Source organism: Methylobacterium sp. FW306-05-D (assembly GCF_058782155.1).
This window is the reverse complement of sequence record NZ_JBYSXL010000068.1, coordinates 1-22,779: the sequence shown is the minus strand read 5'-3', so window position 1 is coordinate 22,779 and position 22,779 is coordinate 1. Positions and strand designations below refer to the sequence as shown.

General features: G+C 66.0%; 20 protein-coding genes and 1 pseudogene. 16 read left to right on the top strand and 5 right to left on the bottom strand.

Annotated elements, in window-relative coordinates; all coding sequences use genetic code 11:
• Both AC3WLN_RS19065 and AC3WLN_RS19060 read left to right on the top strand, forming a co-directional pair.
• Positions 1–760: pseudogene (locus AC3WLN_RS19065) on the top strand (IS3 family transposase); the annotation flags it as partial.
• A gap of 498 nt (positions 761–1,258) precedes the next feature.
• The gene (locus tag AC3WLN_RS19060; protein WP_492483880.1) at positions 1,259–2,701 is read left to right on the top strand and encodes a DUF6538 domain-containing protein; all 1,443 of its coding nucleotides are present in this window, start codon (positions 1,259–1,261) and stop codon (positions 2,699–2,701) included.
• A 651-nt stretch (positions 2,702–3,352) separates the two neighbouring features.
• Here the strand turns inward: AC3WLN_RS19060 and AC3WLN_RS19055 are convergent.
• The gene (locus AC3WLN_RS19055) at positions 3,353–3,934 is read right to left on the bottom strand and encodes a hypothetical protein (protein WP_492483878.1); all 582 of its coding nucleotides are present in this window, start codon (positions 3,932–3,934) and stop codon (positions 3,353–3,355) included.
• A 316-nt stretch (positions 3,935–4,250) separates the two neighbouring features.
• On the bottom strand, positions 4,251–4,973 hold the full coding sequence (locus AC3WLN_RS19050) for a TetR/AcrR family transcriptional regulator (protein ID WP_492483876.1): 723 nt from the start codon (positions 4,971–4,973) through the stop codon (positions 4,251–4,253).
• A 101-nt stretch (positions 4,974–5,074) separates the two neighbouring features.
• Between AC3WLN_RS19050 and AC3WLN_RS19045 the strand changes: the two genes are divergently transcribed.
• Positions 5,075–5,929 (top strand): NmrA family NAD(P)-binding protein, encoded by an 855-nt coding sequence (locus AC3WLN_RS19045; protein ID WP_492483874.1) that lies wholly within the window; start codon positions 5,075–5,077, stop codon positions 5,927–5,929.
• Positions 5,930–6,294: 365 nt separating this feature from the next.
• On the top strand, positions 6,295–7,323 hold the full coding sequence (locus AC3WLN_RS19040) for an IS110 family RNA-guided transposase (RefSeq protein WP_492483872.1): 1,029 nt from the start codon (positions 6,295–6,297) through the stop codon (positions 7,321–7,323).
• 277 nt (positions 7,324–7,600) lie between these two features.
• Here the strand turns inward: AC3WLN_RS19040 and AC3WLN_RS19035 are convergent, their stop codons facing one another.
• The 3 genes from AC3WLN_RS19035 to AC3WLN_RS19025 all read right to left on the bottom strand — a co-directional run bounded on the left by AC3WLN_RS19035 (position 7,601) and on the right by AC3WLN_RS19025 (position 10,989).
• On the bottom strand, positions 7,601–8,956 hold the full coding sequence (locus AC3WLN_RS19035; protein ID WP_492483870.1) for an adenylate/guanylate cyclase domain-containing protein: 1,356 nt from the start codon (positions 8,954–8,956) through the stop codon (positions 7,601–7,603).
• A gap of 5 nt (positions 8,957–8,961) precedes the next feature.
• A complete protein-coding gene (locus tag AC3WLN_RS19030; protein WP_492483868.1) occupies positions 8,962–9,960 on the bottom strand; it encodes a helix-turn-helix transcriptional regulator in 999 nt (332 codons plus the stop codon).
• 132 nt (positions 9,961–10,092) lie between these two features.
• A complete protein-coding gene (locus AC3WLN_RS19025) occupies positions 10,093–10,989 on the bottom strand; it encodes a helix-turn-helix domain-containing protein (RefSeq protein WP_492483866.1) in 897 nt (298 codons plus the stop codon).
• A 104-nt stretch (positions 10,990–11,093) separates the two neighbouring features.
• Between AC3WLN_RS19025 and AC3WLN_RS19020 the strand changes: the two genes are divergently transcribed.
• From AC3WLN_RS19020 to AC3WLN_RS18965, 12 genes are all read left to right on the top strand, one after another.
• Entirely contained in the window at positions 11,094–12,578 is a 1,485-nt protein-coding gene (locus tag AC3WLN_RS19020) for a sensor histidine kinase (RefSeq protein ID WP_492483864.1), read from the top strand.
• Positions 12,571–12,978: a response regulator transcription factor gene (locus AC3WLN_RS19015; protein WP_492483862.1), complete on the top strand. Its 408-nt coding sequence runs from the start codon at positions 12,571–12,573 to the stop codon at positions 12,976–12,978. The genes AC3WLN_RS19020 and AC3WLN_RS19015 overlap by 8 nt, the downstream gene beginning before the upstream one ends.
• 84 nt (positions 12,979–13,062) lie before the next feature.
• Entirely contained in the window at positions 13,063–13,686 is a 624-nt protein-coding gene (locus tag AC3WLN_RS19010) for a response regulator transcription factor (protein ID WP_492483860.1), read from the top strand.
• Between the two features lie 228 nt (positions 13,687–13,914).
• Positions 13,915–14,565 (top strand): hydrolase, encoded by a 651-nt coding sequence (locus tag AC3WLN_RS19005; RefSeq protein WP_492483882.1) that lies wholly within the window; start codon positions 13,915–13,917, stop codon positions 14,563–14,565.
• Positions 14,566–14,746: 181 nt separating this feature from the next.
• A complete protein-coding gene (locus AC3WLN_RS19000; RefSeq protein ID WP_492483858.1) occupies positions 14,747–15,583 on the top strand; it encodes an alpha/beta fold hydrolase in 837 nt (278 codons plus the stop codon).
• A 27-nt stretch (positions 15,584–15,610) separates the two neighbouring features.
• Complete coding sequence (locus AC3WLN_RS18995; RefSeq protein WP_492483856.1) at positions 15,611–15,853, top strand: DUF1427 family protein; 243 nt, start codon at positions 15,611–15,613, stop codon at positions 15,851–15,853.
• Between the two features lie 35 nt (positions 15,854–15,888).
• Positions 15,889–17,778 (top strand): amidohydrolase, encoded by a 1,890-nt coding sequence (locus AC3WLN_RS18990; RefSeq protein ID WP_492483854.1) that lies wholly within the window; start codon positions 15,889–15,891, stop codon positions 17,776–17,778.
• Positions 17,779–17,795: 17 nt separating this feature from the next.
• On the top strand, positions 17,796–18,713 hold the full coding sequence (locus AC3WLN_RS18985; protein ID WP_492483852.1) for a glyoxalase: 918 nt from the start codon (positions 17,796–17,798) through the stop codon (positions 18,711–18,713).
• A 108-nt stretch (positions 18,714–18,821) separates the two neighbouring features.
• Positions 18,822–20,204, top strand: a complete 1,383-nt coding sequence (locus AC3WLN_RS18980) for an alginate export family protein (protein WP_492483850.1) — start codon at positions 18,822–18,824, stop codon at positions 20,202–20,204.
• 36 nt (positions 20,205–20,240) lie between these two features.
• On the top strand, positions 20,241–20,915 hold the full coding sequence (locus tag AC3WLN_RS18975; protein ID WP_492483848.1) for a YoaK family protein: 675 nt from the start codon (positions 20,241–20,243) through the stop codon (positions 20,913–20,915).
• A 14-nt stretch (positions 20,916–20,929) separates the two neighbouring features.
• Positions 20,930–21,511, top strand: a complete 582-nt coding sequence (locus AC3WLN_RS18970; RefSeq protein ID WP_492483846.1) for a hypothetical protein — start codon at positions 20,930–20,932, stop codon at positions 21,509–21,511.
• 205 nt (positions 21,512–21,716) lie between these two features.
• The gene (locus AC3WLN_RS18965; protein WP_492483844.1) at positions 21,717–22,655 is read left to right on the top strand and encodes a pirin family protein; all 939 of its coding nucleotides are present in this window, start codon (positions 21,717–21,719) and stop codon (positions 22,653–22,655) included.
• Positions 22,656–22,779: the final 124 nt, after the last annotated feature.

Genomic DNA, 22,779 nt, shown 5'->3' with positions numbered 1-22,779 from the left:
TCACGTCCCGAGAGCGACCGGTCGGTGTCGAACCGTCAGCTCCTCGACGACATCCGGCGGATCCATGCCGAGCATCATAGGCGCTATGGCTCACCTCGGGTGCACGCGGCCTTGCGCGCAGAGGGCCGAACAGCCAGTCGCGGACGCGTGGAGCGCCTCATGCGCCGTCAAGGCATCCGGGCACTGGCAGGGCATCGGTTCCGGCCCTGCACCACCGACAGCCGTCACGATCTACCCATCGCACCCAACCTCCTGAAGCAACAGTTCTCGGCTGCCCTGCCCAACACGATTTGGTTGGCCGATATCACCTCCCTGCCCACCGGCGAGGGCTGGCTCTATCTGGCCGCCGTCCTCGATCTCGCCACGCGAAGAATCGTCGGTTGGTCCATGCGCGAGCACATGCGGACCGAGCTGACATCGGCGGCCCTGATGATGGCCACCCAAGCAGCGACCGGCTGCTGGGCTCATCTGTCACTCGGATCGCGGCAGCCAATACGCCGCCGAGGCCTATCGCAAACAGCTCGCCGACATGAAGGCGACGCCGTCCATGAGCCGGACAGGCTGCTGCTACGACCACGCCCCGATGGAAAGCGTCTTCCACACCCTCAAGGTCGAACGCGTCCACCACCGACAATGGGCGACCCGGGACGAGGCGCGACGCGACCTGTTCGCCTACATCGAGGGCTACTACAATCGACAGCGCATCCACTCGGCTCTCGGTTACATCACGCCCGAGCAAGCCGAACGGAATGCAAGCTAACCCCCGTGTCCGTGAAAGCGGGGGAGGATCAGAGCGTCCCTACCTGGAGGCCTCGGACGGCGACGCGCGGGATGCCCTGCGGCGGGCGCTGGGCGATGCTCTGATCGAGATGTCGACGCTGTCGGGGCAGGTCTCCTGGGGCTTCGTGCGGGCCTCGAAGCCGTCGGACCTAGCGCGGAAGCTCGGGCGAGAGCCCCTGGAGCGCGAGGCGGGGGCGTCTCGGTAGTCGTCAGCGTTGGAAAGCCTGGGCGTCCGTGGGGACTCGCTTAGACTGGTTTGCTCGGACTTGTTGGGGACGTGCCGAAAATCGGGGTCCCACAAGTCGCTGATTAGGTTATAGATTTTTGCCACGAAGGTGAGTGGCGGAGACGGAGGGATTATCCGAGACCCTCCGCTAAGCCATTGTTAACTATATAAGTGCTTGGCTTCGTGGAGGATTCCGGGACATGTCTCGGGACATATCGGGGTCATACGGCCCCTTATCCACCGGAGGGCCTCGTGCCTCGCAAGCCGGACCCAAGAAACGCATATCTGGAGCTTCACGACGGGTATTACCGCGTGAGCATGGGGGTGCCAGCGCCGCTGCGGTCGATCATCGGCTGCGTCCGCTTGAAGCAAGGATTAGGCACCAAATCGCTGATCTCGGCCAACGTGTTAAAAAAGCCGGTCGTCAAGGATTTTAAGGCGCGCATAGACAAAGCTTGGATAGCTCTGGGCGGCAAAAAGGGCTCAGAGTTGCAGGAAGCGGCAGCTTGGGCACGGCTCCTCGCTAATTCGGGTCGTCCGGGTGATCAAGACTACGATTTGTACACAGCTGAATTACGTGATCGCGAGGCCGAAATCTGGTCGAAGGGATCGCGAGTCGAAATCGATGAGGACGAGGATGGCGAGGTCTTCGAGGTAGAGATCCCCACGCAGGAGGCTAAGCAGCGAGCCGCCCAGTTCGGTGCAATCGCGCGCGGCACATCCACACCCATCGCCGTACACCACGAAGCCTACATGAAGACCCTCAAAATCAAAGAGAGGTCTCTGCTTGACGACGCGCGTGCTCTAAAAATCCTGCTGGAGTGGTGCGCTGCTCGGGATGTGCCGCCTTACCTGGAGCGGATCGACGTCAAGACAGCGGTTCGCTTCATGGACGAGATGGATGAATTCACTGGCCTCGGATGGGCGAGCACGAATAAATATCTAGGTCGGCTCAAGCGGTACTGGTCCTATCTTGTTATACGTACGCCTGTGCCTGTAAATGTCTTCGCAGATTTGCATTTGGCGAAGCCCTCGGTTGACCACGAGGAAGAAGAGCGTGCCTTCACCGATACAGAGGTTCAGAAGCTCCTCATGGGCAAGGCTGACCCAGGCATGCTCGACGTGATGCTTGTGGCGGCCCTCACTGGTGCTCGATTGGATGCTGTCATCGACCTACGTGTCGGGGAGTGCGCCGACGGCTGGTTCACCTTCAAGCCGCAGAAGAAAGAGAAGGCCAGTCGGGACGTTCCGATTCATACTTCTCTCAAGGCAATGGTCGCCGCTCGTACGAATGGGAAAGACCCTGAGGACGACCTTTTTCCGGAATGGCCGGCACCGAAGGCCAAAGGGTCGGTCAGGGAGCGAAGCGCCTATTTCTCGAAGCGCTTCACGAAGTATCGGCGCGCCCTCGGGGTGGACGAGCAGATCGAGGGGAAGCGGCGTTCGCTCGTCAACTTCCATAGCTTTCGACGTTGGTTCACCACCAAGGCGGAGCGTGCCGCTGTCGATGGCGACCTCCTCGCAGCTATTGTCGGCCACAAGCGCTCTGGCCTGACTCTGGGCCGCTACAGCGAAGGCCCAGAAATGCTGGCAGCGGAGCAGGCGATTGCGAAGGTGAGGCTACCCCCGCTGGACGGGTCGCCGATCAAGGAGGCCCAGGCACTGACGCCGCGCCGCCGTAGGAAGGTTGCGTAGGAGTCTAGCGGCACCGTGTTCGGGAGTTTGGGCGCCATCGACTACGGGTCGCATCACAGCTGGGTGGGTGCTCCTTCGTCGAAGGCGCCCAAACTCCCGAACGAGCCTACTGGATGGACGGGGGGGGGACAGTAGGGGTGTTGAACCGGATGGAACGAGAATTCATCAGGTGAGGTAGGCTGCCCCTGCTCGGTATGGGATTGAGCCAAATTTGCGAGGTTTGGCATATGCATAATCCGATTGACCGGGTAGTGCCCGCGCCGGATTATGAGCCCCGCTAACGACTTAGCCCCGTTTGGACCGGAAACGGGGTTCGCCCGAGGTTTCGTGCCAGTCCGATACATCCTCGGCGCCAGCAACAGCAGGGGGCCACGCGTCCGGTCCGCTTGGATATCGTTGCCCGACACCTGCCGAGGACCTGACCTGCGCAAGCCACGCTCACGGAGGGTAACGAGTTTCCGGTAGCGCCACCCGCTACCCGTTACCAAGCTGGCTATGGGGCGAAGCGAGGAGCCGACGGCCTCGTGGTTGTTGAGGACCGCACGCTTGCAGGGCAAGGTCTCGCCCGAGAGGCGTGCCGATCCGGAAATGGTGCTTCCCGGGCAGTCAGCCCGGGAAGCAAGGTCGTTCATGTCGGTTGCCGCAACCGGGCTATCTTGCCAGAAACTCGCGGATCGGACCTTGCCAGCGAGGAGCGGACGCACGGCTCAGATGCGGGATCACGACGGTCGCGGCGTGGCCGGACGGCGTGCGGAACTCTCTCATCGGCAGCGTGACGCCACCGAAGTCGACCTCGGCGGTACGCCTGTCGGAGATCGGCATGTTGTCCCACAGGAAGCGGCGCCCCGTGGCCACGACGTGCGTCGGGTCCCACCGTTCCAGGACCTCGCGGAATGCCGGCCAGGATGCCCGGGCCTGTTCGACCGTCGGACGATGACGCAGGCTCGGCATGATGGTCTGCACCATGTTCGCGAATGCAATCGAGTCGAACACCGTCGAACGGTCGATTTCCCATGCGCGTTGGCCGGTGATCACCCTGGCCCCGATTGTCAGGTACCGGATCGCCCATTCGCGACGCTTCCACTTCTCGACGACGGTGCGGGTAGCCAGAATGGGATCGCGCGGCAGCTCGTCCCCATCTCCAAGGTAGTGGCTCTCCCCAAGGAGCAGAAGCCGGACCTCGCTCGTCTCGAATTTGGGACCCACGTATGGAAGGAAGCTTAGGTTGGACATCGGGGTTCTCCTACGCCGGCACAGCACCGGCGGCACGAACCGCTCGACGGTCGGTAATTCGCTCCCGATCACGGAAATTTTATCGACCTGCCATCGGGATGGCCGACAGACCAAGTCTGACACTCCGGACACACTCGCGAGATCGCCCTGTGGTGGCGACCAGACGTTGGCCGCTCGGCGGGAAGCTGACGTTCCGCCTCCGACCCAACCCGGCCGCTAGGGACGCGATCGACGCTTGCCGGAAGCGGTCGTTCGCCAGCCGTCCGGCGACTTCGGGTTGGGTGGGGGCGATCGTCAACTCGAAGCCCTGGAGCGGTCATTCGGCTTCGGTCGGCTCTGAGAGCCGGCCAAGCAGTTCGTTCATCAGGAGACGCTCGCCCGGCGTCAGCGCTGCGGCCGCGGCGAGGTGCGCGCGCAGGCCGACCGCCAGGGACGCCAAGCCGGCCTCGTCCGGCGCGGGCGGGTCGCCCACGACCGCGGCGAGCACCGCGTCGCGCGCCAGGGGCGAGAGCTGCGGGTCGCGCGCATCCTCGTCCGTCGCGAGCAGGGTCGCCACCGTGCCGACGCCCGCGGCGTGGATCAGCGCCACCGCGCGCTCCACTGGCACATGCAGCCGACCGGCCCGCGCGATCCGGGCCACCCGCTCGCGCAGGATCGCGAGGCCGGCGAGCATGGCCGGCGACCCGGAGGCCGGCGCGCCTATTTCGTTGGTGATCGCGAACACCGCCGGGTGGGCCAGCCCAAAGGCAATGTAGGCGTCCCAGGCCTCACGCAGGCCCTCGACCGGGTCGGGGTGCGGCGGCACCGCCCGCTTGCGCATGAGGAAAGTCGCCAGCCCGTGCTCGGCCACAGCGTTGAGCAGCCCGCGCTTATCACCGAATAGGCGGTAGAGAGTCGGTGCCTGCACCGCCGCCGCCGTGGCCACGGCCCGGGTGGTCAGGGCCACCACGCCGCCGCCAGCGATCAGCTCGGACGCCGCCGCCAGGATGCGCGCCCGGGCGTCCTGCCTATCGTCTCCGCCGTCCAGTCCATCGTTCATGGCGCGGTGTAGCATCGGTATGATCGGATCGATAGCGGCGATTGAAGGTGGTTCCAATCGCTGATACAGCGATAATGTTTCCATCGTTACGAGGGCTGCGCATGATCGTCGTCACAGGGGCCACCGGCCAACTCGGCAAGGCCGTCGTTGAGGACCTGCTGCGCCGCGTGCCGACCGAGCGGATCGCGGTCAGCGTTCGTGACATTGGCAAGGCCGCCGACCTTGCCCGGCAGGGCGTCGCGGTCCGCCAAGCCGACTTCACGGACGAGGCCAGCCTGCGGGCGGCGTTCGAGGGTTCGGACCAGGTGCTGATCGTCTCGGCCAACAAGCTCGGCGAGGAGGCGCTGCGCCTGCACCGCACCGCCATCGCCGCGGCCCGCGCCGTCGGTGTGCGACGGATCCTATACACGAGCCATGCCGGCGCACGGCTCGGCTCGTCCTTCCTGCCCGCCGACCAGCACGCCGGCACGGAGACAGACCTGGCAGGCGGCGGGTCGTGGACAGCGCTGCGCCACGGCTTCTACGCCGAGAGCTGCCTTTTCATGGTTGGCGACGGGCTGCGCGCCGGGGAACTATGCACGCCCGAGGACGGACCGGTCGCCTGGACGGCGCGCGCCGACTTGGCGGAGGCCGACGCGGCGATTCTGGCAGCGGGAGACGGGTGGGACGGTCCGACGCCCCCGCTCACGGCGGGCCGGGCCGTGACCATGGCTGAGGTGGCGGCGATCGCTTCGGAGGTGACCGGGCGCGCCGTGCGCCACACCATCGTCGGCGACACGGAATGGCGAGACGCGAAGGTCGCAGGCGGGATGCCTGCCCTTTACGCCAACATGCTGGTCGGGACGTTCCAGGCCGCGCGCCGGGGGGACTTCGCGGCGACCGATCCTGCGCTAGAGGAGTTGCTGGGCCGGCCGCCCCAGACGATGCGCGAGGTGCTGGCAGTTGCGGGTCTCTGATCGCAGACGTCAGCCCTGCCGCCCGTGATCGTCGGGCCGCCGGTCCAACACCAGTGCGGTCGGTTCTTTGGGACCGGCTGAGTTACCAATAAGCGCACTTCTAACGGGCTGCGTTGGATCGGGGGCAGGCGAGACGGCAACGTCCGCTTCATCAAGAGTGCGCTCAGAAGCGGACCGGCGGAAACCCACCCAAGCCGGTCCTAGAGCGGACGGACGGGTCCCGACCCAATGTTGCCGTAGAGGGATGAAAGTGAAATGCTCGAAAGCAGATGGGGTGGATGGCTCCCGCTCCGACTGACGGCATCTCGGTGCCAAGATGTGGTTGCTGTCAAAGCAGCAGCCACGCAGATGCAGGAGCCATCCCCATGGAGATCACCACCGTCGGCATCGATCTGGCCAAGAGCATTTTCCAGGTTCACGCTGTTGATGCAGCTGGGCACGTCGTCGTTCGCAAGGCGCTACGCCGGGCGCAGGTCGTGCCGTTCTTCGCCAAGCTGCCTCGATGCCTGGTCGGCATGGAGGCGTGCGGCACGTCCCATCACTGGGCCCGGGAACTGACGAAGCTCGGCCATGAGGTTCGGCTGATGCCGCCCGCTTACGTGAAGCCGTATGTGAAGCGCGGTAAGACCGATGCGAACGACGCCGCTGCCATCTGCGAGGCGGTGACGCGCCCGAGCATGCGCTTCGTGCCGGTGAAGTCGACCGAGCAGCAGGCGGCGCTGGCGCTGCACCGGACGCGCGACCTGCTGGTCAAGCAACGCACGCAGTTGGTGAGCATGATCCGCGGCCTGCTCGCCGAGTTCGGGATCGAGATGGCGCGGGGCCTGCGGCACGCGCTCGAACTGGCAGCCCGGCTCTCGGCTGGAGACGCAGCCGAGGTGCCACCCCTGGCGCAACGCGTGGTGACCGGGCTGGCCGACCAGATCGGCGCCTTGCAGATCCAGCTCACCCGCCTGGAGAAGGAGTTGCTGGCCTGGCATCGGGACAGCGACCTGTCGCAGCGCCTGGCGACGATCCCCGGTGTCGGCATCGTCTCGGCGACCGCGCTGGCCGCCTCGGTGAGCGAGCCCGAGCGCTTCCGCTCCGGTCGGCAGTTCGCCGCCTCGCTGGGGCTGACACCGCTGCAGAACTGCAGCGGCGGCAAGGAGCGCCTGGGCCGTATCTCACGCATGGGTGATCGCTACCTGCGCCGCCTGCTCGTGGTCGGCATGACCTCTCTGGTCCGGCGCGCGAAGGCGACGCCGACTTCGGTCGACCCGCGGCTGCCGGCGCTGCTACAGCGCAAGCCGGTGCGCGTGGTGACTGTTGCGGCGGCCAATCGCACGGCGCGGGTCGCCTGGGCGATCATGACCCGCGGCGGCACCTACCGCGCACCAGCGGCCACGGCCGCCTGACAGCAGGAAGGGGAGCACTTTTCCGAGTTGCGAGGACGATGAGAGTTGATGGCGAACCGGTCAGACCGGGAGCCGGGACACCCCGCTGAATGTCCAGGGCATCATAGCCCGCAAAGCAGAGTGGGACCCAGCTCGCGGATACCATCAGGGCCAGCGGTCACATGAACGACTGCATCAACAGGCCGGACACAAGACTGCACCCGACCAACGCGTCAGAAGCTCAATTCGCCGCTTGCAATGCGGGAGCCATCCACACAAGACATTCATCGCCACGCATTTAGTAGGCAATCAGTCCTGTCTTCTCCACATTTGGGGGTGAATCAATCGCCCGACATTTAGTGAATTCAGCATGAAAACCATAAACGTCCAGAGGATTACCAACGCCTCTGAGCGGAAAAACCCCAAGATGTTCGAGTTTATGCCCTGCGGGCAACCGTTCGACGAAGGTTCCAGAGAATAGCACACAGGTGTCGAGCACCTTGGTTAGGTTCTCCAGACGGGCCGCGATATTGACCGCCGGACCGATGATCGTAAAGTCAAGACGTGTGCGAGACCCGATGTTGCCGTACATCACCGGACCGACATTAACGCCAATCCCGTAGCAAAGCCGCTTCGATCCGGCGCCGGCACGCCGCTCGTTGAGCGCATGCATGGCGATCTGAACGTCCCGGGCCGCGGACTGGGCCGCCGCGCATGCTACGGCCGTGTCGAGGTGGAAGATTGCCAGAAGACCGTCGCCCATGAACTTCAGGATTTCGCCGCCGTGACGCTCAATGGGTAGCGAGATAGTGTCGAAGTAATCGTTCAAGAGGGCGATGACATCGTCGCGCGGCCACAGCTCCGAGATCTCGGTGAAGCCCCTGAGGTCAATGACCATGATCGCAGCCTCTACGGTCACGCCGCTTCCGCGCCGGGTCGCCCCATTAAGGATCAATCCGCTGGCATGGGGACCCACATAGGTGTCGAGCAGCAAACGGGTCAGTCGGTTCTTGTGCCGGACCTCCGTCACAACCGCCAGAGCCGGCAGCAATGCCGCCAGCATCGCCAGATCGTCGTCGTCGAAGCCGCCGGCCCGGTCAGCGGAGAATGTCACGATGTGCCGCTTGCCGAGGGTGTGGAGGAGCGGCCAGGCGATATAGTCCGTCAGACCTTCGGCGCGCAGTTCTTCGTAGAGCGCGTGATCGGCACCGGGGGGGGCCGCCTCGTCGAGGCGCCGGCGAACCTGCTGCGCACCCGCATGGATCTCCGCCGCGGGACTGTCCTTGAACTGGCTCGTCTCGACGATGCCGTATTCGAAATTGGTGACCTCGGCATCCGTGAGGCCGGTACGCCAGAGGATGCGGGTCCCGAGCCACAACGGGTGGTGCGTGCGCAGGAAGATCGTCCCGCGCGCGACTGGCACGTCGATCTCCCTAAGGCGCCGACAGAACTCGATGAAGACATCGTCGAGGTACCGTGTGTTCAAGGTGCCGCGAAGCAGCCAGTCCAGGAGTTCAGTTTGCTGCCGGAGGCGCTCGACTCGATCCGCTCCCTCTGCATGCCGACAGGTGCACATGCCCGCCGGGGTTATCGCTTCTCCGTTCGGCTCTCGGGCCGGGGCCGCCTCAGGCTGATGGGAGATCCGCTCGTTCATAGGTTCTACGCATCTTCCAGGATGCGCGCCCGGTCGTCTGGTTCGGCTGTGCGACGCCAGCGGCCCGGGCTCATGTCCTCTTCGCGCGCGAAGACGCGGGTGAAATGACTTTGGTCGGAGAATCCGCAGGCCAGGGCGATCTCGGCCAGCGATCTATCCTGCGCGCGCATCATGACCTTGGCGCGCACGACCCGCTGGCGGACGATCCATGCATGGGGGGACGCGCCGACGGATTGGCGGAAGGCGCGCGCGAAATGGCTCACTGAGAGACCGCACTCCGCGGCAACCGCCTTCAGGCAGGGTGCGTCGCCGAGTTCGGCATTGATGCGCTCCTGCGCACGCCGCAACTGCCAGGGCGCCAGGCCACCACGGCGTGGCGGGGTAGCGTATTCTGGTTCCATATGGACGCCGAGGAGGTGGGCCGCGAGCGCCCGCGCAAGCTGGATGCGGAAGATCGCAGCGCCGCGATCCGCGCGGTCGAGCGTCGCGACCGCGCTGGCCACCAAGTCATGGATGGTGGGATCCAACAGGGTCCGGCCGTGCACCGATTTAAGGGCCTCCATGGGATCGGTGGCCGCGAGGCCCATGCTCGCGGCCACCTCCCCCATGACCTTGCTGGACAGCCAGATCTGAATCGTACCAACGGGTTCCCGGCACACGGGCCGGGAGCGGATGCCCAGCAAAGTCACCGCGCTGGAGCAGATGCGTTCGGGCGCCGAATGGTCCGGACTAGCCGTGAACGGGCGACCAGGTTGGCCTCCGAGGGAAACCTGCAGGACCAATCCGTCGCGAGGCAGGATGGAAGGGTGGAACTGACTGAGAGGACCCACCGCTCGCAAGTCGAGGAAGGCGATGCCGTCCCTTCTATCGTCCGGTTGCATCGCCGCCTGTCCAGCAAGGCGGCCGCCGGTGCGGATCGACGTCTCCGTAGGGCTACGCGTACCGCGCGACCGCCGAATGGGTATGTGCGGGTCCGCGGGGGCGATGAGATCGCGTTGCATCATGGGGTCTCCACACGAACCTGGGCGTGGACAGTCTTGCCGGTCGAGGGCGTCTCCCGTCTTTCGCTGCCTTGCTCGGCCGTTGCGCGATCCTGCTCAATTGCCCTACCCGGGCGACCGGATGCGGTGACACCGCTAGGGGGTGCGGAGCCGGTAATCCCCGGGAGTGCAGCCGATGACGCGCTTGAAGGCGGTGCTGAAGGCGGCCTGGCTCGAAAAGCCGGACGAGAGCGCCACGTCCGTCAAAGACATCCTGCGTTCGGTCAGGAGCCGCCGCGCCCGTTCCAACCGTTCGCCGCTGACGTAGGTGTACGGGGACTTGCCGGTGACCCGCTTGAACAGGCGGGCGAAGTGGAAGGGGCTCAGGCAGGCCACCGAGGCGAGCTCGGTCACGCTCAGGTCACGCTGAAGGTTGTCATGAATGAACTCGATGGCCCTTTTGATGCGCTCCGGGCAATCGCGGTCGCCGCAGAACGGGTCGGCGTCATCGGGCCGGTCGTGTCCGTAGGCCTGTGCGACCCGCGCCGTGAGGGCCAAGGCGGCCGCTTCCACCATCATTCGACCTGCCGAGCTTTCCCGGGTCAGCTCGCCTAGGATAGACAGGCCGATCTGGCGGATCAGCGGGTCCCGGACGTCCGCTAGGTAGCGCACCGTGTCGGCGCGGATGCGTGCGTCGCCGTAGAGGCTCGCAAGGGCCGAGAACTGCTCGGCCGGAAGGAAGATGTGCAGGACCTCCGCCAGGGGCGCGGAGATGTTGATGTCGTCCTCGCCGACCCCAACGGGACAGAGCCAGATCGTTCCGGCCTCGACGGCCGTGCGCTGGCGGACACCGGCACCCTTGCGGCTCACATGGGCGCCCGGGATGGTTCGGGTCGCCAGGGTGAGTTCCATCTGGGTTGGGACGATGGCCGGTAGGTCGCCGGCCGGATGGGAGCGCAACTCGGCTGCTACGCCCTGCCATTCGCGTCCGCCGGAGGAGGCGAGAAGCCCGGCATTGGGGAACTTGTGCGCGCTGTGCCGATGCAGATCCATGCCTCCATCGTGCAAGCCGGGTGCGCCGCGCGCCATTATACAGGTGTATCGCAGACCGGCTCACGCTTGCGCGATACCCTGGTGGGCCAAGGTGGAAGAGTAGCATGCGGCAGGTATTCTCGCGGTGGCCGAGCCAGGCGACCGCTTCGCCGCGCGGTAGCACGCTCCACCTCGACGACCTGCCGGCCTGGATGCTGGCCCCGCCACCATCCCCCTGGCGGCCTCGCCTCGAAGCATCCGGCACGGCGGCGCTGCTCGTGCTGGGCCCCGCATTCCTTGCCGCCATTGCGGGCTGGGCCAGCGCTGCCCGCCCCGGCACCTCGACGCTTCTCATCGCCGCGCTCTCTGGACTCGCCGTGATCCTGGCAGCCGCACTGGCGATGCGGTTGCGGCACGCCCTTGCCACCAGCCGGGCGCAGGTGACGACGATCTTCGAGCGGGCCGGCATCTCCATGTGGCGCGAGGATTGGACCGTCGCGGGGGAGGCCATCATGGCACTCCGGCGCGCCGGGATCTCCGACATCGAATGCCACTTCGCGGGCCATCCGGATGACCTGCGCGCCCTGCGAGCCAAGGTCATCATCACCGACGTCAATGCGTTCACGCTGGAGGAGACCGGCGCGTCGGACAAAGCGGCCTATCTCGGGCCCCTCGACCGCCTGTTGCCCGACACCGACCAGACCTTCGTCCAGTGGCTCGTAGCGTTCGGCCGGGGCGACCGCTTCTTCCGCTCGGAGGCCCACGTGACGCGCGAGGACGGGAGCGAGGTCGACATGCTCTTCACCGCGATGTTGCCGACGGATCTAGCAGGCTTTGCCGAGATCGTCGTGACGGCCCTCGACGTCACGGCGTTCAAGCAGGCGCAGAGGCACTTCGCGATTGCCGACACCGAGCTGGCCCGTGCCTCGCGGATCACGACCGTCGGCGCGCTGAGCGCCTCAATAGCGCATGAGGTCAACTCGCCCCTCGCCGTCATCGTCGCCAACGCGCAGGCGGCCCTGCGCTGGCTCCGGCGACCAGAGCCCGATATCAACGAGGCGGCGGCGGCCCTCGACGACGTCGTCACCGCGGCGACGCGGGCGCGAGACGTCATCGCTCGGACCCGGTCGTACCTGGGCAACGCGCCGCGCGTCTTCGAACCCGTCGATCTTCTCCAGGCGGTCCGTGACGCGAACCTGCTGGTGGAACGTGAGTTGCGGGCGCAAGGGGCGACGGTCCACTTCGCCGCGAGCGGCGAGGTTCCCCTGGTCCCGGCGGACCTCATCGGCGTCCAGCAGGTCTTCGTGAACCTCATCGTCAATGCCGCCCAGGCAATGGCGGACGTGGCCGGGCCGCGCGACATCACCATCGCGATGGTTCAGGCGGACGGCCACGTGGTCGTCGACGTGACCGATACCGGACCGGGCATCGGGGTGGAGCGGCGGGCGCGGATCTTCGAGCCGTTTCACTCCACCAAGACGGGAGGCATGGGCATGGGCCTCGCGATCTGCCGCAACCTCATCGATGCCCATGGCGGCGACATCTGGGTGAATGAGGCACCCGGTGGAGGGGCCGCCTTCCACTTCACCCTACCGGTCTCCCATGTCTGAGACCGTACTGCCTGAAACGGTTGCCGGGGGACAGGTCGTCGCAATCGTCGACGACGACCCCGGGATACGCACCGCACTCGGCCGGCTGACCCGCTCCCTCGGCTTCATTCCGGCCTTATTCGAAGGAGCCGAGCCGCTGCTCATCGATCCGCTGGTGAGCCGCATCTCCATCGTCATCACCGACATCCAGATGCCGGGCCTGAGCGGCCTCGACCTCCTGCGCATCCTGCGCCAGCGCAACCCGACGCTGCCCATCCTCGTCATGACGGCCTATCCGAGCGAGACGGGCCGGAAGCGGGCCTTCGATCTGGGCGCTTTCGCCTATCTGGCCAAACCGTTCGATGCCGCGCAGTTCGAGCACTGCCTCAAGCTTGTCCTCGGCTCGGGAAAAAGCCCATGATATCAAACCATGGCGTCCGCCACCGTCCGCCTTAGTGGTACGCGAAGTGTTTCGTCACCGCGTGCAAGTGCAACCGCGAGTACGATGTCCGAGGCAACCGTCCATATCGTCGATGATGACACGGACCTCCGCACGGCCCTGATCCGCCTTTGCCGCGCGGAAGGCCTTTCGGCGGTTGGACACCGGGACGCTTCCGATCTCGGGATATCGGGCCTGCGCGAAGGCCCGCATTGCATCGTCCTCGACGTGCGTCTCGCCGATGACGACGGCCTCGCCGTACAGGAGGCGCTTCGCGCGGCGGGCAACACTGTGCCGATCATCTTCCTGACCGGCTACGGCACGATCCCCATGACCGTCCGGGCCATACGAGGAGGAGCGGTCGAGTTCCTCACCAAGCCGGTCATGGCCGAGGTGCTCCTCGCGGCGGTACACCGAGCCCTCGCAGCCGATGCAAACACCCTGTCCGCACATCAGGCCCAAAGGGAACTCTCGGACCGGCTGGCATCCCTGACCCCGCGCGAGCACGACGTGATGCTCTGCGCGATAGGCGGCTTGATGAACAAGCAGATCGCCGCCGAACTCGGCGTCACCGAGATCACCGCCAAGGTCCACAAGCGGCGCGTGATGGAGAAGATGCAATCACGCTCGCTGGCCGACCTGGTCCGCGTGGCCGACCAACTCGGATTGACCGCAACACGTCAGCGATGACCGGTCTTCGCATCCTTCGGCGATGATGCGTGTCCCTGGTCCGCCGGTATCAGTACGATCCGTGCGCCGTTCGGCAGCGCCATGCGCAATGCCGCATTCCTTCAAACGATGATGAAAATCGGCAAGCCGGTTCGAGTTCGAACCTCCATAGGTCGGCTCGTCGAGTGAGGGGGCGCCGGTCCGAGCGTCACCCCGCCGAGCCTCTCCAAGGGAACTCGCATCATGCCCATCAAAGCGACGCCGACCCCCGGCAAGCGTCTGGTCTCCCCGCATGACCACACCCTGATCATGATCGATTTCCAGTCCCAGATGTCCTTCGCCACGAAGTCCATCGACGCCACGACCTTGCGTAACAACGCGGCCCTCGTCTCACGGGCCGCCGCCGGTTTCGGCGTTTCCACGATCCTAACCACAGTAGCCGAGAAGAGCTTCTCCGGCCCGATGTTCGAGGAGATCACCTCTGCCTTCCCCGAGGAGAAACTCCTCGACCGTACGTCCATGAACACGTGGGAGGACGCGGCCGTCGTGGCGAGGGTTTCTGAGATCGGCAAGGACCGGCTCGTCTTCGCGGGACTCTGGACCTCGGTCTGCATCGTCGGGCCAACCCTCTCGGCCCTCGACCAGGGTTTCGAATGCTACGTGATCGCCGATGCCTGCGGAGACATCTCCGACGAGGCACACGAGCGGGCCATGCAGCGGATGGTCCAGGCCGGCGTGCAGCCGATGACCTCCCTCCAGTACATGCTCGAACTCCAGCGCGACTGGGCGCGCACCGAAACCTACGCGATGACCACCGGCATCGCGCGGCAGTACGGCGGCGCCTACGGACTGGGCATCACCTACGCCAAGTCGATGTTCGGCGCCTCCGAAGGCCATTGAGGCGACCGTGACGGATCACCCCCGCCGGTTTCCAGGGATCGGCGAGGGATATCTTCCCGCCGGCCCCTCCCGCGGGTCCGTCCTGGAGTTGGGAGGTTTCGCGGCCCTCACGTCCGTCGTCGCCCCAAGCCTCCCTGCGATGGCAGCGACATCCCCTTCCACCAAGAGCGGATAGAATCCCATGGCCTCCATCCTCACCAAGGACGGCGTCGAGCTTTTCTACAAGGATTGGGGGCCCAAGGCCGCCCAGCCGATCATGTTCCACCACGGCTGGCCGCTGTCGTCGGACGACTGGGACGCGCAGATGCTGTTCTTCCTGCAGCATGGCTACCGCGTCGTCGCCCATGACCGGCGCGGCCATGGGCGTTCGGCTCAGGTCGATGGCGGCCACGACATGGACCACTACGCCGCCGACGCCTTCGCGGTGGTGGAAGCGCTCGACCTGCGCAACGCCGTTCATATCGGCCATTCCACCGGCGGAGGCGAGGTGGCGCGCTACGTGGCCCGGCACGGCGAGCCCGCCGGCCGAGTGTCAAAGGCGGTGCTGGTCTCGGCGGTGCCGCCCCTGATGCTGAAGACGCCGGCCAATCCGGAAGGGTTGTCGATGGAGGTGTTCGACGGCTTCCGGCAGGCCACTGCCGCGAACCGCGCGCAGTTCTTCCTCGATGTCCCGACCGGGCCCTTCTACGGCTTCAACCGGGACGGCGCGAAGGTGCTGCCGGGCGTGATCCAGAATTGGTGGCGCCAGGGCATGATGGGCAGCGCCAAGGCCCACTACGAAGGGATCAAGGCCTTCTCGGAGACCGATCAGACCAAGGACCTCAAGGCCATCACCGTGCCGACCTTGGTCCTGCATGGCGAGGACGACCAGATCGTGCCCATCGCGGACTCGGCGCGGAAATCGGTCAAGCTGCTGAAGAACGGCACGCTCAAGACCTATCCGGGCTTCGCGCACGGGATGCTGACCCTAAACCACGACGTCATCAACCCCGATCTCCTCGCCTTCGTGAAAGGCTGAGCGCGCATCGTCGCCCCAGGGCCTTCCATGATCCCATACATCCTCTCCCTCGGTGTCGGCCTGTCGGTGGGCGTCGCCTACGGCCTCGTCGGCGTGAAGTCGCCGGCGCCCCCGATCATTGCGCTGGTCGGTCTGCTCGGCATCTTGGCTGGAGAGATGGCCGTCTCGTACTGGCGCGGCCACCCGGGCGTGCTGTCGAGCCTGCTCCACGCCAAGAGCTTCTCGCACGATACGCGCGTCGCGTCGGATCGCACCGACCCGACGGCATGACCCGACCGGTTCCGGCAGTTTCCCGAGGATATACGATGAGCGCCGCCACGCATCCCGACCTGATCCTGCATCGCGGCCTGTTCACCACCCTGGACCGGCAGAACCCCACCGCGCAGGCGGTGGCGATCACCCAAGGGGTCTTCACGACGGTCGGGCACGATCACGAGGTCATGGCCTTGGCCGGGCCGAACACGCGGATCGTCGACCTCGAAGGTCGGCGGGTCCTGCCCGGCCTCATCGACAACCATCTCCACATCATCCGGGGCGGGCTCAATTTCAATATGGAGTTGCGCTGGGACGGCGTGCGTTCGCTGGGCCAGGCCATGGAGATGCTCAGGCGACAGGTCGCCGTGACCCCGCCGCCGCAATGGGTCCGCGTGGTCGGCGGCTTTACCGAGCACCAGTTCGCCGAGAAGCGCCTGCCGACCATCGCCGAACTGAATGCGGCGGCACCGGACACGCCGGTGTTCCTGCTCCACCTGTACGACCGCGCGCTCCTCAACGGCGCCGCCCTGCGGGCGGTGGGCTACGACCGGGATACCCCCGCCCCGCCCGGCGGCGAGATCATGCGCGACGAACGTGGCAACCCGACCGGGCTGCTCCTGGCCAAGCCCAACGCGGCGATCCTCTACGCGACCCTCGCCAAGGGCCCGAAGCTGCCCTTCGAGTACCAGGTCAACTCGACCCGCCACTTCATGCGCGAACTCAACCGCCTCGGCGTCACCGGCGCCATCGATGCGGGCGGCGGCTTTCAGAACTACCCCGACGATTACGCCGTCATCCAGCAACTCGCTGACGAGGGCCAACTCACGATCCGCCTCGCCTACAACCTCTTCACGCAAAAGCCGAAGGCGGAGAAGGACGACTTCCTCAACTGGACGAAGACGTCGACCTACAAGCAGGGCACCGACTACTTCCGCCACAACGGCGCCGGCGAGATGCTGGTGTTCTCGGCGGCCGATTTCGAGGATTTCCGCCAGCCTCGGCCTGACATGGCGCCCGAGATGGAGGACGATCTCGAAGGCGTCGTGCGTGTGCTCGCCGAGAACCGCTGGCCCTGGCGGATGCACGCCACCTACGACGAGACGATCTCGCGGGCCCTCGACGTGTTCGAGCGCGTGAACCAGGACGTTCCCCTCGCCGGACTGAACTGGTTCTTCGACCACGCCGAGACGATCTCGGACCGGAGCATCGACAGGATCGCGGCGCTCGGCGGCGGCATCGCTGTTCAGCACCGCATGGCCTACCAGGGCGAATACTTCGTCGAGCGCTACGGGATGGGCGCCGCCGAGGCGACCCCTCCGGTGGCCAGGATGCTGGATAAGGGCGTGAACGTCTCCGCCGGCACGGATGCCACCCGCGTCGCCTCCTACAATCCCTGGGTCTCCCTGTCCTGGCTGGTCACCGGCCGGACGGTCGGCGGCCTGCGCCTGACCCCCCAGCGCAACTGCCTCGACCGCGAGACCGCCCTGCGGATGTGGACCGAGAACGTCACCTGGTTCTCGAACGAGGAAGGCCGAAAGGGCAACATCGCGGTGGGCCAACTCGCCGACCTGATCGTGCCGGACCGCGACTACTTCGCCTGCGCCGATTCCGAGATCGCGGATGCGTCGTCCGACCTGACCGTTGTCGGTGGCAGAATCGTATATGCCGCCGGTCGCTTTGCCGACCTCGACGAGAATCCGCCACCGCCGGCCATGCCGGATTGGTCGCCGGTGCGCACCTTCAAGGGATACGCCGCCTGGGGCGACAGGCCCGGACCGGCCCAGGATGTCCTGGCCCGCCAAGCCGCATCATCCTGCGCATGCACCAACGACTGCACCGTCCATGGCCATGCCCATGCAACCGCGTGGTCGGCCCAGCTGCCGATTGCCGATCTCAAGAGCTTCTGGGGAGCGCTGGGCTGCGCTTGCTGGGCCGTCTGATGAGGATGACGTCGAGGATGACCGCCACGCGCGCACGCCAAGCCCTGCTCCCGCTCCTCGTCGGCGCGGCGCTTCTCACGATGGCGCCTGGCATAGCCGGCGCCCGAGAGCCCGACCCCGTGGTGGCGGTGGGCGCTCAGTACGACACCACCCACGTCTACGTGGCGCCCGCGGAGGTCGACCAATTCGTCGCGAGCTTCATCGCCACCTTCGGAGGCGAGAGCACGGGACAGGTCGTCGCCACTGTAACGCCGACCCCGTCGAGCACCACCTCGCAACTCGTGCAGACGCCGGTCGGGACCGTCTCGGTCTTCGGTTTCAAGACGCCGATCCCCTATCCGTTCGGGAAGGAGCGTACCGGTTATCTCGTGACCGACCTCGACGTCGCCCTCAAGGCCGCGCGGGCGGCGGGGGCCGATGTCATCGTCGAGGCCTTTCCCGATCCCATCGGACGCGACGCGGTCATCCAGTGGCCGGGCGGGGTGAACATGCAACTCTACTGGCACACGAAGGTGCCGGAATATGCGCCTTTCCAAACGGTGCCGGAGAATCGCGTGTACCTTTCACGAGACCGTGTCCGACCCTTCGTCGAGGGCTTCCTGTCCTTCTCGCACGGCAAGGTGGTCCGCGACGAGGCTAACGCGCCCGGCGTCGTGATCGGACGCCCCGGCACCGACTTTCGCCGTATCGCCATCTCCTCGCCCTTCGGACGCATGACGATCCTCGTGACCGATGGTCACCTTCCCTATCCCTACGGACACGAGACGACGGGATACGAGGTCGGTTCGCTCAGCGACACCCTTGGGAAGGCAAGAGCCGCCGGCGCGACCGTGCTGATCGAGCCGTACGAGGCCGATGGACGAATGGCTGCGATGGTTCGTTTCCCGGGCGGCTACGTCGCCGAGATCCATCAGGCCGGTCCCACGGCACCCTGAACGCGCCGCATGGATAGCTCGATCCCGCCAGCTTCACCTTGCGTATCCTCAGCCTCATCGCCTGTGCGGCCCATCCGGCGCGGCCTAGGCATGATGGGACTTGGTCTCATGGTTGCCTGGGCCGGTGCGGTTAGGTCGCCGGCACAGGCCGCGGAGGGCGTCGTAGAGACCATCCCGGTCCGACCGACGCCGCTGACGAACCGCTGGGCGGAGGATTGGTCGGTTCTTCGCGACCCAGCCCTGGGCACCGGTCCCTTCGACGGGTTGAAATACATCCCGATCTTCGCCGACGATCCGAAGAGTTACCTCTCGCTAGGACTGACCCTGCGAGACCGCTTCGAGACCAATCGCACGCCGAGCTTCGGGATCGGTGGCCCACGCGGCGACGCCTACGTGATCCAACGGCTGCAGTTCCACCTCGACGCGCATCTAAACGAGAACTGGCAGGTCTTCACGCAGTTCGAGGATGCCCGCGCCTTCGACAAGCGCTGGGTCCTGTCGGTCGACGAGAACCCCCTCGACCTGCGGCTCGCCTTTCTCGCCTATACGAAGACCTTCGAGGCCGGCACCTTCAAGTCACGGGCGGGCCGGCAGGATTTCGCCTTCGATCTCCAGCGCTTCGTTTCGTCGAGGGATGGGCCCAACGTCCGGCAATCGTTCGATGCGCTCTGGGCGGATTGGGAAGCCACCGATTGGCGAATCCTCGGTTTCGTCAGCCAGCCGGTCCAGTATCGCTTCGCCGAGCCGTTCGACGACGTTTCCAAGCGCGACTTCCGGTTCAGCACCCTGCGCTTCGAACACAAGGTGTTCGGCGACCAGGAACTGTCCGGCTATTATGGCCTCTACGAACGCGAGGGGGCGTCGTTCCTCGACGCGTCCGGGGGTGAGCGGCGCGACGTCTTCGACGTGCGCTTCGCCGGGGCCGCCCATGGCTTCGACTGGGATCTCGAAGCCATGGGCCAGACCGGGCATGTTGGCCCGGCCACGGTCGACGCCTGGGCGCTCGGCAGCCGCGTTGGCTACACCTTGGCCGGCCTTCCGGGAACGCTGCGGCTCGGCCTTCAGGCCGACGCCGCCTCGGGTGACCGCCATGCGGGCGACGGGCGCGTTGAGACCTTCAATCCGCTGTTTCCGAACGGCTACTACTTCACCCTGGCGGGCTACACGAGCTACGCGAACCTCATCCACCTCAAGCCGTCCCTGACGATCCGACCGTTGCCGGGCCTCGCGATCTCGGGGGCCGTCGGCCTGCAATGGCGGATTACCACCGCCGATGCGGTCTACGTCCAGCCGAGCAACCCGGTGCCGGGCACCGCCGGGCGGGGACGGCTCTGGACCGGCGCCTACGGCCAGATCCGCGCCGACTACGTCTTCGCCCCCGGTCTGACGGGTGCGGTCGAGGCCGTGCACTTTACGGCAGGGGATACCATCCGGGAGGCCGGGGGCAAGGACGGCGACTATCTCGGCGTTGAGCTCCGCTATGCCTGGTAGGGCTCGAAACTCGTCATCGAAGAAGTGGACGTCAGCATGAAGTTTCCGCTCGCCCTGATCCTGAGCTTCGTGGGTGGCTATGTCGATACCGTCGGATTCCTCGCCCTCCAGGGGCTGTTCACCGCGCACGTCACCGGCAACTTCGTGACCTTCGGCGCCGCCCTCGTCCACGGGGCCTCGGGCGCCTGGGCCAAGCTCCTGGCTTTACCGGTCTTCTGCCTCGCCGTCATCCTTACGCGTCTCGCCAGCCACCGTCTGGAGCGTGGAGGGCATCCGGTCCTTCGGGTGCTCCTGTCGGTGCAGTTCCTCGCCCTGTCGGTCGGGGCGACGCTCGCCATCGCCTACGGTCCGTTCCTGGACGGCGACCGGTGGCAGGCGCTCGTGACCGGCATGGTCCTCGTCGTTGCGATGGCGGTCCAGAACGCGGCGCACCGGGCGCATCTGCCAGACGCTCCGCCATCCACCCTTATGACCGGCACGACCACGCAGATCATGATCGATCTCGCTGATCTGCTGCGAGGTCTGCCGCCCGGCCACCCGGCGCGCGCACGCATCCGCCGGATGTCGGTGGCCGTGGCCACCTTCGCGTTCGGATGCGCGCTCGCCGCCCTGCTGTTCTACCTCGCCGGGGCCGCGGCCCTGTTGTTGGCGCCGGCCTGCATCCTCGCCGGAGCACTTGGCAACGACGCTGCCGGTCGCGTCACGACCTGAGTCCGGCATCGATCATGTCGGACAGCTTCGCACTCACCACGGTCCTGTTGTCCGCGACGGTCAGCATCGTGACGGGGTTCCTCGGCGCCCTTCTCAGCACGGGTTGGGTGAGGCGTCAGGAACGACGTACCTACGGGCTCGCCCTGCTGGCGGAGGTGAAATCCATCCAGCGCAGCCTCCTGAGCTATCTCAAGCGGATTGAGCACGCCGACGTCGGCGCGAGGTCCCCGGAATACGCCGCCAGTTTGCGCCTATGGCGTCATGACCTCGCGGTCTTCGCCAACAACTCCGGCCGCATCGGTCTGTTCTCGTCACGGACCGCCATCGAACTCATCGAATTCTACCATCAGGTGCGGTGGCTCGAAGCACAGGTGGCCGAGAGCGAGGCCGACGGATTGCAAGACGCGACGTTCGCACGTTGGTTGGAGGGGCAGCGCCGAGCCATCCATCGAACGCATCAACGCAGCCGATACCTCAGTCGCCTCCTCCATCGCGAAATTCCGGCCTCGTTCACGAATGGGGTATGCCGAGGCCTGCTCCTGCGTCGCCGCGGGTCGATGCGACCCTGGCGCCACCGGTTCACCAAGCCCGGCTGACGCAGCGGGCGGGCGCTATTCTTGAAGGCCGATCCGTCAACGGCCGGTTCCGTGAACGGTCCATAGTCGCCGCCACCCGGTTGTCCTATCGTCAGACGATGATCGAGCGACCGACCACGTTGGCAGGTATGCCGGAACGCCGAGCGCGGGCGGGCCATGCTCTCCCAACCCAATCTTAAGTCCATAAGATACAGGAGATCATTCGATGAGCTGGCACGGTGCCGAAGACCCAGTTCCGGGCGATCATTTCACCTGCGACGCAATCAAGACCCTGATCGTCCCCCGCTCGCGGGATCTCGGCTCGTTCGCCGTGCGACGCGCACTGCCCTCGACGGAATGCCGGATGGTTGGCCCGTTCATCTTCTTTGACCAGATGGGACCATCTGAGTTCCTTCTGGGCCAAGGCATGGACGTGCGCCCGCACCCGCATATCGGCTTGTCGACCGTGACCTACCTGTTCGAGGGCGAGATCATGCACCGCGATAGCCTCGGCACGGAACTGCCCATACGCCCCGGCGAATTGAACTGGATGACGGCCGGCCGGGGGATCACCCATTCCGAGCGCACGGGGGCCGACCTCCGGCGCACCGGCTCGACGCTGTTCGGCCTCCAGAGCTGGGTCGTGCTCAGCGGCAAGGACGAGGAAACCGCCCCCGCCTTCGAGCACTACGAGGCTGATGCGCTGCCGGTTCTGACCGGAGAGGGCAAGACCGTCCGGCTAATCGCCGGCGAGGCCTTCGGCGCGAAATCGCCAGTGCGAACCTCAAGCCCGATGGTTTACGCCGACGTCGCCTTGGAAGCGGGGGCGGTGCTGCCCCTCGACCCGACTTACGACGAGCGCGCCATCTACACCGTCTCTGGTACAATCGAGATCGCTGGCGACGGCTTCGGCCCCGGCCAGCTCCTCGTCTTCCGGCCGGGGGACCGGATCAGCGTGCGGGCGACTGAAGCAGCCCGCTTCATGGTGCTCGGTGGCGAGCCAATGGATGGGCCGCGGCATCTCTGGTGGAACTTCGTTTCCTCCCGCCCCGAGCGGATTGAGCAGGCTAAGGAGGATTGGCGCCAAGCCCGCTTCGATACCGTGCCGGGCGAGTCCGAATTCATTCCTCTACCAGAGATCCCGACCCCCGTGCGGTATCCCTGAGCAAGCCAATGGCCGGCCGCGTCCAGGCCCGCATGGCCTCGACCCGGTAGGGTCTGTCATCGCTTGAGCCAATCGAGGGCCGCGGCAAGACAGAGGACGCCCATGAAGCTGACGGTCGTCTTCT

What these genes read in the sequence shown, in the direction of transcription:
- AC3WLN_RS19055 (WP_492483878.1), bottom strand. Translation starts at nt 3,934, where the DNA reads ATGTCCAACCTAAGCTTCCTTCCATACGTGGGTCCCAAATTCGAGACG.
- AC3WLN_RS19050 (WP_492483876.1), bottom strand. Translation starts at nt 4,973, where the DNA reads ATGAACGATGGACTGGACGGCGGAGACGATAGGCAGGACGCCCGGGCG.
- AC3WLN_RS19045 (WP_492483874.1), top strand. Translation starts at nt 5,075, where the DNA reads ATGATCGTCGTCACAGGGGCCACCGGCCAACTCGGCAAGGCCGTCGTT.
- AC3WLN_RS19040 (WP_492483872.1), top strand. Translation starts at nt 6,295, where the DNA reads ATGGAGATCACCACCGTCGGCATCGATCTGGCCAAGAGCATTTTCCAG.
- AC3WLN_RS19035 (WP_492483870.1), bottom strand. Translation starts at nt 8,956, where the DNA reads ATGAACGAGCGGATCTCCCATCAGCCTGAGGCGGCCCCGGCCCGAGAG.
- AC3WLN_RS19030 (WP_492483868.1), bottom strand. Translation starts at nt 9,960, where the DNA reads ATGATGCAACGCGATCTCATCGCCCCCGCGGACCCGCACATACCCATT.
- AC3WLN_RS19025 (WP_492483866.1), bottom strand. Translation starts at nt 10,989, where the DNA reads ATGGATCTGCATCGGCACAGCGCGCACAAGTTCCCCAATGCCGGGCTT.
- AC3WLN_RS19020 (WP_492483864.1), top strand. Translation starts at nt 11,094, where the DNA reads ATGCGGCAGGTATTCTCGCGGTGGCCGAGCCAGGCGACCGCTTCGCCG.
- AC3WLN_RS19015 (WP_492483862.1), top strand. Translation starts at nt 12,571, where the DNA reads ATGTCTGAGACCGTACTGCCTGAAACGGTTGCCGGGGGACAGGTCGTC.
- AC3WLN_RS19010 (WP_492483860.1), top strand. Translation starts at nt 13,063, where the DNA reads ATGTCCGAGGCAACCGTCCATATCGTCGATGATGACACGGACCTCCGC.
- AC3WLN_RS19000 (WP_492483858.1), top strand. Translation starts at nt 14,747, where the DNA reads ATGGCCTCCATCCTCACCAAGGACGGCGTCGAGCTTTTCTACAAGGAT.
- AC3WLN_RS18995 (WP_492483856.1), top strand. Translation starts at nt 15,611, where the DNA reads ATGATCCCATACATCCTCTCCCTCGGTGTCGGCCTGTCGGTGGGCGTC.
- AC3WLN_RS18990 (WP_492483854.1), top strand. Translation starts at nt 15,889, where the DNA reads ATGAGCGCCGCCACGCATCCCGACCTGATCCTGCATCGCGGCCTGTTC.
- AC3WLN_RS18985 (WP_492483852.1), top strand. Translation starts at nt 17,796, where the DNA reads ATGACCGCCACGCGCGCACGCCAAGCCCTGCTCCCGCTCCTCGTCGGC.
- AC3WLN_RS18980 (WP_492483850.1), top strand. Translation starts at nt 18,822, where the DNA reads ATGGTTGCCTGGGCCGGTGCGGTTAGGTCGCCGGCACAGGCCGCGGAG.
- AC3WLN_RS18975 (WP_492483848.1), top strand. Translation starts at nt 20,241, where the DNA reads ATGAAGTTTCCGCTCGCCCTGATCCTGAGCTTCGTGGGTGGCTATGTC.
- AC3WLN_RS18970 (WP_492483846.1), top strand. Translation starts at nt 20,930, where the DNA reads ATGTCGGACAGCTTCGCACTCACCACGGTCCTGTTGTCCGCGACGGTC.
- AC3WLN_RS18965 (WP_492483844.1), top strand. Translation starts at nt 21,717, where the DNA reads ATGAGCTGGCACGGTGCCGAAGACCCAGTTCCGGGCGATCATTTCACC.